At 44.1% G+C, this 14,539-nt stretch carries 13 protein-coding genes; 3 read left to right on the top strand and 10 right to left on the bottom strand.

Annotation, left to right across the window (positions count from 1 at the left end; translation table 11 throughout):
• Positions 1–10: 10 nt before the first annotated feature.
• The 4 genes from SWOO_RS16195 to SWOO_RS16180 all read right to left on the bottom strand — a co-directional run bounded on the left by SWOO_RS16195 (position 11) and on the right by SWOO_RS16180 (position 2,312).
• Complete coding sequence (locus SWOO_RS16195; RefSeq protein WP_012325748.1) at positions 11–352, bottom strand: NIPSNAP family protein; 342 nt, start codon at positions 350–352, stop codon at positions 11–13.
• Between the two features lie 13 nt (positions 353–365).
• Positions 366–668 carry an AzlD domain-containing protein gene (locus tag SWOO_RS16190; protein WP_012325747.1) on the bottom strand — a complete coding sequence of 101 codons (303 nt, stop codon included), beginning with the start codon at positions 666–668 and terminating at the stop codon, positions 366–368.
• A complete protein-coding gene (locus SWOO_RS16185; RefSeq protein ID WP_012325746.1) occupies positions 665–1,381 on the bottom strand; it encodes an AzlC family ABC transporter permease in 717 nt (238 codons plus the stop codon). The genes SWOO_RS16190 and SWOO_RS16185 overlap by 4 nt, the downstream gene beginning before the upstream one ends.
• Before the next feature lie 91 nt (positions 1,382–1,472).
• On the bottom strand, positions 1,473–2,312 hold the full coding sequence (locus SWOO_RS16180; RefSeq protein ID WP_012325745.1) for an AraC family transcriptional regulator: 840 nt from the start codon (positions 2,310–2,312) through the stop codon (positions 1,473–1,475).
• Positions 2,313–2,578: 266 nt separating this feature from the next.
• Between SWOO_RS16180 and SWOO_RS16175 the strand changes: the two genes are divergently transcribed.
• Together SWOO_RS16175 and SWOO_RS25575 are read left to right on the top strand one after the other, a co-directional pair.
• Complete coding sequence (locus SWOO_RS16175) at positions 2,579–2,992, top strand: thiol-disulfide oxidoreductase DCC family protein (RefSeq protein ID WP_229377244.1); 414 nt, start codon at positions 2,579–2,581, stop codon at positions 2,990–2,992.
• 43 nt (positions 2,993–3,035) lie between these two features.
• Complete coding sequence (locus tag SWOO_RS25575) at positions 3,036–3,638, top strand: GNAT family N-acetyltransferase (protein ID WP_012325743.1); 603 nt, start codon at positions 3,036–3,038, stop codon at positions 3,636–3,638.
• Positions 3,639–3,704: 66 nt separating this feature from the next.
• Here the strand turns inward: SWOO_RS25575 and panP are convergent, their stop codons facing one another.
• The 6 genes from panP to SWOO_RS16140 all read right to left on the bottom strand — a co-directional run bounded on the left by panP (position 3,705) and on the right by SWOO_RS16140 (position 12,388).
• The gene (gene panP, locus SWOO_RS16165) at positions 3,705–5,354 is read right to left on the bottom strand and encodes a pyridoxal-dependent aspartate 1-decarboxylase PanP (protein WP_041418210.1); all 1,650 of its coding nucleotides are present in this window, start codon (positions 5,352–5,354) and stop codon (positions 3,705–3,707) included.
• A gap of 667 nt (positions 5,355–6,021) precedes the next feature.
• A complete protein-coding gene (locus SWOO_RS16160; RefSeq protein WP_012325741.1) occupies positions 6,022–7,200 on the bottom strand; it encodes a glycerate kinase family protein in 1,179 nt (392 codons plus the stop codon).
• Between the two features lie 93 nt (positions 7,201–7,293).
• Positions 7,294–8,652: a GntP family permease gene (locus SWOO_RS16155; RefSeq protein WP_012325740.1), complete on the bottom strand. Its 1,359-nt coding sequence runs from the start codon at positions 8,650–8,652 to the stop codon at positions 7,294–7,296.
• 296 nt (positions 8,653–8,948) lie between these two features.
• The gene (locus SWOO_RS16150; protein ID WP_012325739.1) at positions 8,949–10,013 is read right to left on the bottom strand and encodes a transglycosylase SLT domain-containing protein; all 1,065 of its coding nucleotides are present in this window, start codon (positions 10,011–10,013) and stop codon (positions 8,949–8,951) included.
• 69 nt (positions 10,014–10,082) lie between these two features.
• The gene (locus tag SWOO_RS16145; protein WP_012325738.1) at positions 10,083–11,069 is read right to left on the bottom strand and encodes a GGDEF domain-containing protein; all 987 of its coding nucleotides are present in this window, start codon (positions 11,067–11,069) and stop codon (positions 10,083–10,085) included.
• Positions 11,070–11,239: 170 nt separating this feature from the next.
• Entirely contained in the window at positions 11,240–12,388 is a 1,149-nt protein-coding gene (locus SWOO_RS16140; protein ID WP_012325737.1) for a sugar diacid recognition domain-containing protein, read from the bottom strand.
• Between the two features lie 632 nt (positions 12,389–13,020).
• Between SWOO_RS16140 and SWOO_RS16135 the strand changes: the two genes are divergently transcribed.
• A complete protein-coding gene (locus tag SWOO_RS16135) occupies positions 13,021–14,520 on the top strand; it encodes a M4 family metallopeptidase (protein WP_012325736.1) in 1,500 nt (499 codons plus the stop codon).
• Positions 14,521–14,539: the final 19 nt, after the last annotated feature.

The following is a 14,539-nucleotide window of genomic DNA, read 5'->3' as shown; positions in this document are numbered from 1 at the left end:
GAAATAGCACTTATTCAAGAACTGGACGCATAAAGCTACGTTCATATCTAAGAATAAACTTATGTTTTTTAGCGTAATAAAATGCGGAAAGGCAATCAACATCCTGAGCTGATTCATGTCGATAGACCTCGTAATCCGCTAGGCTTGGGAAGGAGAAGAGGGCAATAGCAACATCATTGGCGCCCTCACTGGGTAGAAAGTATCCGTGGTGTTGTCCGCCAAATTTTTCAACCAGAGGGATCCAGAGCTTGGCATAGTGTTCAAATTCACTGAGCATATCTGGGTCGATGATATATTTCACATGACAGGTCACCTTCATTGGCATCTGTTCAAGGTTGTTTTTCGATGTCATATAAACTCCATAATTAGTGAATGATAAAAAATAGACCCATGCTTACTACTGTGGTTAAAAGGATATTTCGAGTGGTATATGCCAGCAATGCAGCCAGTACAGCTGCAATCAAATAGCTATTATCTAAGCTTAAGGCTAGCTCTCCTTCCCGTATAAAGACAATTGGTGCAAATATGGCGGTGAGTACTGCGGGGGCTGAGTAACTTAAAAATGTTAGGGTGTTTTTACTTAACCTGACAGGTAACTTAGGTTCAAGAAAAAGGTAGCGGCTGCCAAAAACGAGTATGGCCATGGTGATGATAGTTAACCAGATCATGCTTTCTCTCCCGTTACTTTCGCGTACAAGGTGCCACAGGCCATGCCTGATAGGGCGGCAATCAATAAACCTGCCTGAATATTCATCAATTCACAGATAAGGCTCATTACTAAAGAGACAAGCACACAGATAAGAATGGATGGCTTTTTGATTGCGGGAACAACGATGGCGATAAAAGTAGCTGCGATGGCAAAATCTAGTCCCCAAGAGTCTAAATTTGGCAGGGTTTGGCCTGCAATGATCCCGATGGCTGTGGCGATATTCCAACCGAGATAGAAACTAAAGCCGCCACCAAAAGCAAACCAAGGGTCTAACTTATGTTGCTTACCTTGATTGGCGATCGCAAAAAGCTCATCGGTCAAAAGGAAACCTAAGGTTAAGCGCCATTTTAACGGCATAGGGCTTATCTGTTCCCTCATGGCCATACCATAGAGAAAGTGTCGTGATGTAATAAGTAGAGTGGTGATCAATATAGCTGTTAAACCAACTCCAGCTTTTATCATGCCTAAAGCAACGAGTTGGGCGGCACCAGCAAAAATAACGGCTGACATCGCCTGACTCTCCATTGGTGTTAAGCCTGCATCAAGGGCAAATGAGCCAGCAAGAATTCCCCAAGGGATCACTGCGATAGTGAGAGGGAGAATAACGAGAGTGCCTTTAATCGCTGCATCAAGCGCTGTGGTGGTTATGGTTTCTTTTGACGGTGAATCCATGGAGTCAGAGATCCGAAAATAATTGAAGGTAGAAAATGAAGTTAACCTATCTTAAGCTTTCAAGCTTGTACAAACTTGTGGTTATACTCGATTACTTAGCATATTTCCCCGGAGTAACTCCCATGGTGCGCTTAAAGTGGCGGCTTAGGTGGCTTTGATCATGAAAGCCACACTCCAGTGCTACATCCATTAGTTTATATCCCTCTTTGATCTTCTGTTTTGCAAGCCGGATCCGTGATTGGATCTGATAAGCGTGCGGGGGAAGACCATACTTTTTTTGAAACTGTTTAATGAGGTAAAAGGGGCTTAGTCCTGCCAGTGTGGCTAACTCTTCAAGTGAAATATCGATACTTGGATAGTCATCAAGAAACTCTTTTACCAGTAACAGCTGAGTTTGAGCTGCAGCTGGTTTCGAAGGCTCAGCTTTGGTTCGGCTATGTCGAGATATCAGTTTCATCATCGCGGAGTAGAGCAAGGTTTCACGCAGTAGCCGGTTGTCAGAGGTGTCCAGAGTGTGGAACATCATACGCAGCATCTCGGCCATAGGTTTGTCATAAACCACAGGTTCAGGAAAGTAGGGGGCCCCTTTACTGGCTAACCCCAACTCCTGATTTAACTGAGAAAACTGTTCAGGTAGAGGATACATAGCGCGGTAGGACCAACCATTTTCTGCAGCGGAGCAGCCATTGTGTACCTCATCGGCATTGACTAAGATGATGCTGTTCTGGGGAGCAATATGATTGCCACCAGTACGGTAAAAACGTTGCGCTCCAGATTCTATCACTCCCACGGTATAGCCCTCATGACTGTGGCGGGAGAAGTTTTGCTTATGGTAGCTGGCGCTAAGCAGCTCAATTCCCCCTAACTCTTTGACATGGGTGAACTCGGCAACTTCTTTTTGTGTATGGACTCTGGACTCTGTCGTTTTCATCAAATTATCATAGCGTAAAAGCCTGCAAGATTTTTGTACAAAATTGTGCTTAACCTCAATCTGTAATCAAAGTGATTATTTGTAAAAAATATTTATCGGTATTTTTTGAGCTATCTTTATGTTTTAACGCTATATTTAAGGTGTCACATTTTATACTTAAGGAGGAGATGAGTACCTGAACACGCATCAAGATGAGTCGTGCTCTACTGCAAAAACATATACTCGCATCTAGGATTCGTTTGGTATTGAGTTATTTTGGAGGTACGGTGAGAAGAGAGATGGAGCAAAAAGAGATCATTATCTTTGATGGCGTATGTAACCTTTGCCATGGTGCCGTGAATTTTATTATTAACAGAGATCCCGAATGTCGCTTTGTTTTTACACCGATGCAGAGTGACACCGCCAAGGAGTTAATCGCTTCCTATAACGTGGATGGAGAGATGGGGGAAACTTTTTTACTTATCAAAGATAATCGCTGCTATATGCGCACTGATGCTGCTTTAGAGATCGCTCAATCTCTATCTGGTTTATGGCCTGTATTTACAATCGCTAAGTTTCTGCCAAGGGGGATAAGAGATTATTTTTACCGTTTGTTAGCACGAAATCGTTATACACTTTTTGGTCGCCGCGATACCTGTATCTTACCAACCGATGCCGTACTGAGTCGTTTTATCGAGTGACCTTATTTAACAAGATGTGATCTATAGAATAAAGAGGTCGAATATGAATGAATTCGAAGATTTATGCCATTTTAGGACCCCTAGATTAACCGTCTCTAGCTGGTGGGAACACGTTAATTGTGGTGTTTCTGAAGTCAAATTAGCCCAAACTGTATTAGAAACTTTAACCCCTGGAGTTACAGCGACTTTACCAGAAGGCTGGCAAGACATTAATCACATTGAAGATGCCCTTCTCTGGATGAATGACAGAGCCAGTGAGAGCTGCTTTTTAGTGGTACAGGAGAGCTCAGATGATCAAGTTATCGGCTTTGTATTTCTGCATGAGTTGGCACAAGAGCTAGAAGCAATTGCTCAAGGAGCTGATAACGCTTCTATTAAAAGTGAGCTTCACCTTGGGTATCTGTTAGCCGAAAACTACTGGGGAAAGGGCTATGCAAGTGAATTGATCGCAGGTTTAGTTGAGTGGGCGAAAGCCTCAGGAGAGGTAAAATCCTTTGTGGGCGGGGTCGATATCGATAATACCGCCTCCATTATGGTGATGGAGAAAAATGGTTTTACTTTTCATCAGTCAGAGGGCAGAAACAACACCTTGTTTATGCAGCTGGAGCTCGATAAGCCCAGCTTAAGTAGGAGTAAATTCAACTAATGTGTTAATTAATTCGCAATATAAAAAAGGCGAGGAGATTTGCTCTCTTCGCCTTTTTCTTAAGCGTTAATTTTTTAAGTTAGCTAACTGTAATAGCTGCGGCAGAAACTTATTATCTTGATTGGCTATCTCACTTTGCTCGCTTAGGACTTGAGCTAATATTTCATGGGTAGTTAATGGATTGGCGAGTACGACCCTAAATACCACAGACTTTATATCCACTATGCCTGCTTCTGGGTTGATTCGAGTACGGGAGACAAAAGAGGTTCCCTGCTCTCGTTGGCGTTTCTGCACAAATTTAGTGAGGCCATCTAATAAACGGTTAAATTCGATAAGGGATTGAACATCTTTGTTCTCTCTGGCTTGTGCCATAGCCATTTGAACTGACTTTGGTACGTAGCGGTAGGTGAGTAGACACAGTTCAGGCTCTGATACCAGCTCAAAGTCTTGATGTTGTTTTATCAGATCGGCAAAATATCGCGCCTTCTCTAAGCTATTGTTAATTAATATCTCGTAACCGTCGCGACCGATCACCTGAAGACAAGCATGAACCAGCATCGCCATGCCAGGGCGAGAGCCCTCCAATGTCTGACTGCCTAAATCTTTAGAGCCTTTTCTAAGAATATATTCTGCATGATGTTTAATGGCGTTGGCAAAAGCGGGATCTTTAAAGATAACCATACCCGCACCCATAGGCACGTACATCTGTTTGTGTGCATCTATGGTGACTGAGTCCGCTCGCTCTATCCCTTTAAGCAGGTGACGATACTTATTTGATAGCAGCGATGCGCCGCCCCATGCTGCATCAACATGGAAATGACAATTTAGCTCAGATGCTAAGGTGGCTAACTCATCTAAGGGATCGATATTGCCGGTTTCAGTCGTGCCAGCAACACCGACAATTGCCATCACCTTGATGTTGTCATCATTGAGCTTAGCTGCCATCTCGCGCATCTTACTCACATCGACCTTGTTATCAGACGATGTTGGGATCTGAATGATATTTTCACGGCCTATGCCGAGTAGATCGGCGGTTTTGGCCAGTGAATAGTGGCCACGCTGAGATACTAAGATTGCCAAATCGTCATAACCATAATGGCGTAGCCCTTTCACTAAACCTTGAGCCGATACCCCTTTAAAGTCGCCATCAGCCTTTAATAGTTGGTTACGAGCGGTCCAGAGCGCTGTGATATTGGCCACTGTACCGCCAGAACAAAAAGCCCCCAGCGAGTAGTTAGCACTGTGCATCCAGCTTTGATAAAACTCATCACTCTCACTGTAGATAAGATGATGCATCATGCCTAAGACTTGACGCTCCAGAGGAGTAAAGGCTTTGGATGTTTCGATTTTTACCAAGTTCTGGTTTAACCCTACCATCATCTTAGACAGCGGTAGGACAAAATAGGGAAGGGCTGAGGTCATATGCCCGATAAAACTAGGAGCCGAGGTATGTACTGAGTGGGCGACCAAGGTTTTCATCATATCGTCGGCGTAATCAGAGACAAACTGCGGCGCCGAGGGGATCTGATGTTGTTGGAAATCTCGCTCAATCTCAGATAGAGGCTTTTCGACCGCCACGACACTCTCCTGCAGAAAGCCCATTAGGTTCTGGGAGATATTTTGTTCGATGACACTCAAGGTGGAATCAGGGGCTTCAGGGACGGTGAAGATGCGCAGTAGTGCCTCTTCAGAAGCTGTGGCTCGTCTTTGTGTCATCGACATGGTTTTCTCTTTGCTATCACACTATGTTCAATAGGAGCTGCTATTAGTTGCAGTTTTCCAAAAGGGGGCTCACTTTACTTTATGATCTTGGGAGCATCAAGGGCAAAGTTAAATCGATTCAGGGGGAATGTAAAGTTGTGGCGCTTGTTTAACCAGCCTCTTTCTCTCTATGCGCTAAGGAGAAGAGTGAAGAGTCACCAGTAATTACTCTTCATCAGGATTACCCCACTTTATGCTGCATTGTATATCCCCAAGCGACCTCAAGATGCTCGTTTCAGAGCCCCGTAGGATAGCTGAACAAGGCAGTGATTGAAGACAATGGTTATTCCCTTGTTAATATCACTAACGCAGTGCAGGGATTCTACGGGAACTCCCGAAGGGCATGGCGAGAAGCAACATTTTTCTGTGTTATGAAATGATTGAATTACGATTGCATGGTCTATTTTGTTCCATACAAAATAAGACATTTCTTCCTTTCCATGGAAGTCAGATGCAGAAGGTAGGGCTAAGCACGACTGAATGGATTCAGGAGGTAGAGTAACGCAGGAGCTGTTACCGAGGATGCCAGAGCCGAGAACAACTAGTCCTACTATTTCATGAAAACCGCCACGGATGGCGGGAATGTCGTTAATGCAGGAGCAATTAACGACCTTGAACTCTGTCACTTCTCGACATGCTGAATCCTGCATCTTGAAGTTGTTTGGGCATAAAGTGCTGCAATATTGTGCGAAGTGGTAAACAGGTTATGCTTTGCGCTAGCGAGCACCTCCTCAATAGGCAGTGCTCTTGGTGTGATAGAGAAGATAGCGCTGATACCGTGCTTGAGTAAGATATTAGCATCATCACTGACACATCCTGCGATAGCTATCACAGGGATCTGCAGTGCGTTTGCGATCCGTGTCACTCCCATAGGGGTTTTTCCGTGTAAAGTTTGACTGTCTAATCTTCCTTCACCTGTGATAACAAGCTGGGCACCTTTTATCTTTTCATCGAGCTTTACGGTTTCCATCACGATATCGATGCCGGGTCTGAGTGAAGCCCCTAGAAAAGCCATGACCCCTAAGCCCATGCCGCCAGCGGCGCCAGAGCCTGCCATATTACGCCTGTCAGGGAGTGGGTGTTGAGCAATGATATCGGCATAACGAGTTAGGGCAGCATCCAGTATTGAGACCACCTCAGGGCTAGCCCCTTTTTGAGGTCCAAAAATAGCAGAGGCCCCTTTTTCGCCACAGAGTGGGTTATCTACATCACAGGCGACTTCAAATTCACACTCCGCGATAAGCGGGTGAATATCTTTAAGATCAATGCGTTCAAGTTGCTGAAGAGATGCGCCACCTACTGGCAAGGGGTTGCCCTTTTTATCTAGTAGGTGAACCCCGAGCGCTTGAGCCATTCCTGCTCCGCCATCGTTTGTGGCACTACCACCGAGTCCGATTAAGATACGCTTAATCCCCCGATTGAGTGCGTTACAGATGAGCTCTCCAGTGCCGTAACTTGTGGTGATAAGCGGATCGCGCAAATGTATCGGCACATGGTGCAGTCCAGAGGCTGATGCCATCTCTATCACTGCCGTTTTGACTGCGTTGTCGTCATTGTCACCCAAAATGCCATAGTGTGCGTGTACGCGGTTACCTAAGGGGCCCGTCACCTCAAGATTGATAATGCTGCCTTGAGTTGCATCGACCATCGACTGAACAGTGCCTTCACCACCATCGGCAACAGGGAGCTTGATGAACTCTGCATCGGGTAACACCATCTTAAAGCCGCGTTCAATCTCATCGGCCACTTCCATCGCACTCAAGCTCTCTTTAAATGAATCGGGGGCGATAACTATTTTCATCGTGTTTTCCTATAGGAGGAGGTCGCTTAATTTTTGAATTAGTGCCTGACGCTATCTCGATCGCAGGCACTAAATTTGGTGGCGTATATCAGTTTAAAGTAGCACTAAGCTCAGGATAAACACTAACGTCATTGCAGTCAGGCCCTGGATAAGTGTTGCCACGGTTTGTGCTTTATAGGCCTGTTTAACACTCATGCGGCTAAATTGAGTGACGACCCAGAAGAAGCTGTCATTGGCGTGAGAGACGGTCATCGCGCCTGCACCAATAGCCATAACCGTTAGTACGCGTCCCATATCGCTTGCCAGGCCAATATCGCCGAGCATTGGGGCAACGAGTGCAGATGTTGCAACTAAGGCTACTGTTGATGAGCCTTGGGCTGACTTTAATGCAGCAGCCACGATAAATGGCATAAAGATCCCGATCCCAAGTGCCGAGAGTGATGTGCCTAGGAAGTTACCTATCTCTGTGGCTTTAAGGACTGCACCGAATGCACCACCTGCCCCTGTGATTAATAGAATGGGCGCAGCAACGACTAAACCTTGGCTGATACGCTCACTGAACTCTCTGATTTTATCGCTGCTTTTAAGCAGTGAAACAGAAAGTAGCAGACCTATCATGAGTGCATTGACTGGCTGACCTAGGAAAGCCAGCACGTCGAACATTAAACCGTTGCCTAATGGAGATGACGGGAAGTTAGCGATAGAGCCGAAACAGATAAGTAAGATAGGCACGAATATCGGTGCAAATGCACTAGTTGGACTTGGCAATGTGCCGTAGGCCGCTTTTAGGTTATCAAACTCCTCAACCTGAGTTTTTAGCTCCTCAGCGCCTTCACCGTCAGGTTCGACATTAGCGAAGCGGTTTGCCCATAGGGTACCGGCAAGTGCTGCAATTGCAGCAACAAATACGCCTACAAAGATCACTAAACCTAAGTTTGATTCAAGGCCTAAATTACCCGCAGCAGCAATCGGGCCCGGTGTGGGCGGCACAAAGGTATGGGTGGCGTACAGGCCTGTGGCAAGGGCGACACTCATAGAGACGCTCGAGACCTTCATACGATTAGCCATCGACTGTTTTAGTGAGTTTAAGATCACAAAGCCAGAGTCACAAAATACTGGGATAGAAACCAAGTAACCGATTATCGACATGGTGAGAGTGGGGAAGCGTTTACCTAGCACTTTTATGACCACATCGGCCATGGTGATAGCGGCGCCGCTTTTTTCCAGTATGGTTCCTATGATGGTACCTAGTACGATCACTAACCCAATATATCCTAAGATCCCACCAAATCCGCTGGTGATGGTTTTGGCAATGTCTGCACTGGGGAGGCCATAGGCAAACGCGGTGATGAAGGAGGCTAAAATCAGTGTTAAAAATGGATGTAATTTAAATTTTGAGGTGGCAATAACAATGAAGAGTATCACTGCCAACAAGATAAGTACTTGGCTCATAGGGGTCCCTGTTTGGGTTTTTATCGCTATTTTTATGGATTAGCCGTGATGGCTAAGTTTTTTGGCTATTATCCTGTGCTCAATACAATCAATCATCGTCTGTGATCACTAATTTTACTTTTATATAGGTCACTTTATTGTGCGCATGCACAATAATTGAGAGAAGAGGCGAGCTGAGCCAGTTAATACCAATCGGTATAAGAGATACCTTCTCTTTAGGAAGGCTGAAGCCATTGAGCTTAATTGGGAAGGGGAGCTTTTTATCGCTGAGGGATCAATCTGTATATTGATTGATATTACAGGTGAGCATATTTCTTTTGTTTACTGCTAACCTTTTTTAAGTAGTTGCGGGTCTCTCCCCTGATATGTCTGTTGGTGAGAAACCAATAAAACTCGCTAACACTCATCTTATTGATCCGGGCTATCGCTTTAGTGCGATTTGCTTGAGGATCTAAACTTTTCCATAGGTTGCCGCTGCCACCGTTGTAGCTTGAGATCATGGCATACTCCAGTTTTTTAGGATGATTAATGCCTGCTAAATAGCGCTTTGATAATATCTGTAGGTAACCAGTACCAAGATCGATATTTTTTTGTGGATCATAAAGGTATGCAGAAGAGGGGGTGTGTTTGTAACCCTTAATTAAAGAGAAGTAATCACGTCCCGCGGTATTGGCTTTGACCTGCATTAAGCCTAGGGCGTTAGAGCGGGATCTGGCCATAGGGTTAAATGAGCTTTCCGTTTCCATAATGGCCATTATGAGTTCGGTTGATACTCCATAACGTCGGCTTGCGGCTTGAGCGTAGTGAATATATTTCCCTCCAGCTATCTTGGTATGTTCGGCTACCATATGTATGGCGACTCTGACACGACTGTCTTGGCTGAGCTTGTGCTTGATGAGATAATCCGCAAAACGCTCTGCCCGCCAGGAGTACTCAATTGCTTCTCCTTGATGATCGTGTATTTGTCCCCAGAAAAAAGGCTTCTTTCCCTTATTGATTAAACCAAAGTCTTGAGCAGTTTTAGCGTCGATAAGCTTAGGGTCAATTTGAGTGAGTAAAACCTGCACGATAGCTTCTTTCAGCAAAGCTTTGTCTGGAGTTTCGATTAAGATGATACCCCGCTCGAAATCCACATAGGTGCTGGCGTCACCTTGCTCTTTGATGGTGAGTACCGATGGCCTTGCCATGGCTGAGCTTGCAGTGGTTCCCTGATACTTCCTAAGTAGCGCTGCAACGTCACCATCTCCTTGATACTCAAGCAGCAGGGCGGCAACATCCGCATCATAGTCGCTAAGTTGGACTGCATGACAGATAAGGGGAGATAATAGAAGGGTAAAGCAGACAAGAAGAGTTGGCTTCATCGTTTTATAACAGTGGGTTATCGCTCATATTATAGTGATGATACGCTAGGGAGGTAGTGGGAAACAAGGTCATTTCTTATGATCTGTTCTCTTTAGCTGTTTATTGCGATACATGTTCTCATCAGCGGTTGAGAGCAGTTGTGCCAGTGTTGAACTGTCATCAGGTTTAATGACTGCATAGCCATAGGAGAAGTGGATCTCCGGAAGGTAGGTTTGATCGGCAAGGTGTTGGTTCATGCGATCAATATAGACCTTAATAGATTCGATATCCTCAGCATGTATGATGACAATAAATTCATCGCCTCCCCAGCGTGCAACGAGATCGCAGCTACGGCTATTTTTCTTCAGATTCATAGCAAAAAGATTAAGGAGTTTATCTCCCATATCATGGCCATACTTGTCATTAGCGGTTTTAAACTTATCGAGGTCGAAATAGATTAAGATGAGTTGGCGCTTTAGTCTGCGCGCTAGATCCTGAGTGCTCTGTAAAAGATCAATTAAGCCACGGCGGTTATAGATTTGGGTTAGAGGATCGGTATAACTCATCTTCAACAGTTGATCCTCTTTGTAGAGGTGGCGAAGATCACTATCAATCACCTCCTTTATTACACTGAGTGCATCAATATATTCATCAGGATAATTCGTTGTTTGTGTATCCAGTACGCTTAAGGAGCCAAAGATACTGCCGTCTGGCCAAGTGATAGGGAGCCCAAGGTAGGAGAGGTAAGGCATCTCCTCCTTTTGATACCTGCAATCTTCTCTAATATCTTTAACGTACAATATCTGACTTTCGGTTATGACATTTAGACAAAACTTGTTGTGATCCATATTAAATTGGTTTGTGTCTAGCTGCTTCTGGCATGTTTGTGATGCGAGAAACTTCTCAACTCCTTCGGGAGTGACGCGGTTAATGATCATGGCTGGCGCATTAAGCATCTCGGCGCAAATATTGATAAGCCGTTGCCATTTATGCCAATCCACCTCTTCAACTTCAATATTTAATGTGGATAAATTGAGGTTATTTGGTTCGCGTTCATTTACTGCTTTTTTCTTCACCGCTCAGCCTTTAACTGCTGCTTACATTTAATTAAGTTTAGTTAAGAGAGAGTTTTTGGGAGCAATATCTTCTTAGGCTTACACCATGGGAAGTACAATAACAGTTTTGTTTATCACCCTTGGCTAAAGTTGGTGGTCGGTGAGAGGCTTTTTATACTGATTGTTATTATCTATTGGCTCGTCAATATTTGTCCGAGATAGAGCTGGAGTAGCCCATCGAGCTGCTGAATATCAACTCCTGTGATCTGTTGGATCTTATCTAAGCGGTATCTTAATGTGTTTCTGTGAATAAACAGTGCATTGGCACATTTTTGCTGATCACCAAAATGGGTAAGATAGGCTGTTAAAGTTTTATTGAGTTGGCCCTTTTTATCTGCATCTATTAATGTCTGAAACGGGGTGATTAACTCCTCACCGCGCCAATCGTTTTTGAGGGTTGAGAGCAGAACACGCAGGGAGTAATCATCATAGAGATATTTGTTTTGATCTGGTGACAACTGCATACCCAAGGCTAAGGTCTCTTTTGCGGTTTGGTAAGAGCGTGAGATATCGGCTGGTTTAATGAAGAAGTGGCCAAGAGATACTTTTAATCTGGCGTTCATCTTTAGAGGTAAACGGGAGAGAAGCTGATCGATACGTTGACTTTCTAGCTGAGGATCCCACTGTTTACCATTGAGGAAAGCGGGTTTTAAAATAACCAGTTCTGTCATTGAAGTCATGGCAACTAGATTGCCGCGGGAGGGGCTTTCGAGCAGATTTAGCACCTTTTTTAAAATTGAGTTGGCAGAGATCTGCTCTTTATCTCCCTGAACCTGAATGATGGCAGCGACGCGAGGCGCGTAGATATCAATATCAAGCTGTGAAGCCCAATCAATCAGGTGTGGTGTTAACTCCTGCGTGGAGTTAATTAGCTGAAGAATAAACTCCTCTTTTTGGCGATACTGCCATTGAGCTAGCTCAAGAGAGTTTGCTTGCTCCACAATCAACTCTGCTGTCATCTTAAGCAGCTCTCCATAGCTGTTTAAGCGCTCGGGATCGCCGGTAATACCAATAACACCAATAATCTCACCCTGATAATGTAAAGGTAAGTTAATGCCTGCTTTAACGCCATGGAGAGTATCTGCACTGGCCGCATTGATCTCGACTGTTCTGTTTTGGCTAATGGCGAGTAGTGCTCCCTCATGAGTTGAGCCTATTCTATGGCTCTCGCCAGAGCCTAAGATCACACCTTGAGCGTTCATTACATTGATGTTGTGAACGATGATCTTCATCGTGCGTTCAACAATCAGTTGAGCCAAGGTTGAGTCAAGAAAGTACACAGGCATTCTCCTAAAAGTTTCATTTAGCTTAAAGGATTTTAGGCATATGAACTATGAGGCATAACAAAGTTTAATAAAGCCGTTATGCCAGCTTGAAGCAAGCGAACTGCTATTCAAAGAACAGTTTTATAGACCTGTTACTACTTTGACTTAAGTTTGGGATTAACGATTAAGATGATCGTTACTCATATGAGAGAGTGTGGATTGCAGCAGATAACCATTGGTGTTGTTAAAGTTTGGTGTATTCCCAGTAGGGAGCATGATGATATTGGTTTCTGCAAGGTTGAGATAATAGCTTAATGGAGGGGATGTTTAATTAAACTTGAGTCTAAGGACTAAAGCTCGTCAAGTTCCACTAAATGTTTGTTCATATTATTAATATTTAAATGTTTTAAACCTTAACGTATCAAGATTTAACCCTGGTATTTGGTGAGTGATTTAAGCTTAGCTAATTGGAATAAATTCTATTTTACTTCCCTAGTTTATAATACTGCTTAACTTGTTATTGCAGTGCCTTTTATCTGAAAAAACCACAGTTTAAAGATGGAAGTTTCAGTTTTGTTAAAATTGTGACAATATGTGTCCACTGAATGCCGTTTATTTAGTATCCGACATCCAAATAGGACATAATAATGAAAATACCTAGGTTAGTTCCAACTTTAGTCGCAGTGTGTGTGACAAGTTCGTTTCATCTACAAGCAGCTGAGTTTAAATTTAATAAAAATCAATCAATTAATCATGCTGCAGGAGTAAGTCAACTCAATCACTTTGAAAAGAGCCTCTCAGTTAAAACCGCAAAGGGGACTCAAAAAAGTAAACAAAAACAGATGTTCAATGGCGTGCCTGTTTATGGCCACCATCTAGTGGTTGAAACTGATGGCGAGTCAAATATAGCTTCTGGTCGTTTGGCGCAAATTGATGATGAGTTCTCTGTTCAAGCTGGGATCACTCGAGGTCAGGCGATTGCTTCACTCAATAAGCTATATCAAGGCTCTGCCGCTTCGGGTCAAAAAGAGGTTGAGCTGGTGGTCTTGATGCAGGATAAGGCTCCCCGTTTAGCTTATCGCGTGTCATATCTGAGTGATAAAGGCGACACTATTTCCCGTCCTGCGGGCTTAGTTGATGCCAACAGTGGTGAGGTTATTCGTCATTGGAATGAGCTAATGACGGCTAAAAATGGTAAAGGTAAACCTGGTGGCGGTACTGGTGGTGGCACACCTGTTCCCTATGATGCCAGTGGACCAGGAGGAAATGCTAAAGTTGGTCGATACTATTATGGCAGTGACTTTGGTCCCTTAGCGGTACAGGAGTCTGGTGGCACCTGCTCCATGGTGAACGACAATGTTAAAACCATTAACATGAAGAGCAAGACTCGTGGAGGAAATACATTCACCTTTACCTGTCCTGAAAACACCTATAAGACAACCAATGATGCATATTCCCCACTAAATGATGCTCATTACTTTGGTAATGTTATCTTTAATATGTACCAAGATTGGTATCAAACTGCTCCTCTCACCTTTCAGTTAGAGATGCGTGTGCACTATGGCCGTAGATATGAAAATGCCTTTTGGGATGGAAGAGCGATGTCTTTCGGTGATGGCGATAGTTATTTTTATCCTTTGGTGAGCTTAGATGTATCTGCTCATGAGGTGAGCCATGGGTTTACAGAGCAAAACTCAGGTCTTGAGTACAGTGGTCAGTCAGGCGGAATTAATGAGTCTTTTTCCGATATGGCTGGTGAAGCTGCTGAGTTCTACATGCGCGGTAGTAACGACTGGAAGGTGGGGTATGACATAGTTAAAGGCAGTGGTGCACTGCGTTATATGGATGATCCTACCCAAGACGGTAACTCAATCGGTGACGCATCTTACTACACTGACGGTATGGACGTTCACTACTCTTCAGGTGTATTTAACCGAGCATTTTACCTTTTGTCTAATAAGACTGGATGGGATACCCATAAATCTTTTGATGTATTTGTACTAGCCAACCAACTCTATTGGTCTGCGACAAGTGATTTTAAAGATGCTGCATGCGGTGCTGAGAATGCCGCAAGGGATCTTGGCTACCCAGTGGCGGATGTGACAGATGCGTTTGCTTATGTAAGCACCTCGTGCATAAGTTTTTAAGCACAAACTCAGACCTAAA

Origin of the sequence: Shewanella woodyi ATCC 51908 (assembly GCF_000019525.1) — a bacterium.
GTDB classification, from domain to species: Bacteria; Pseudomonadota; Gammaproteobacteria; order Enterobacterales; family Shewanellaceae; genus Shewanella; species Shewanella woodyi.
Note: the sequence above shows the minus strand (reverse complement) of the source record. Positions and strands in the feature narration are given on the sequence as shown.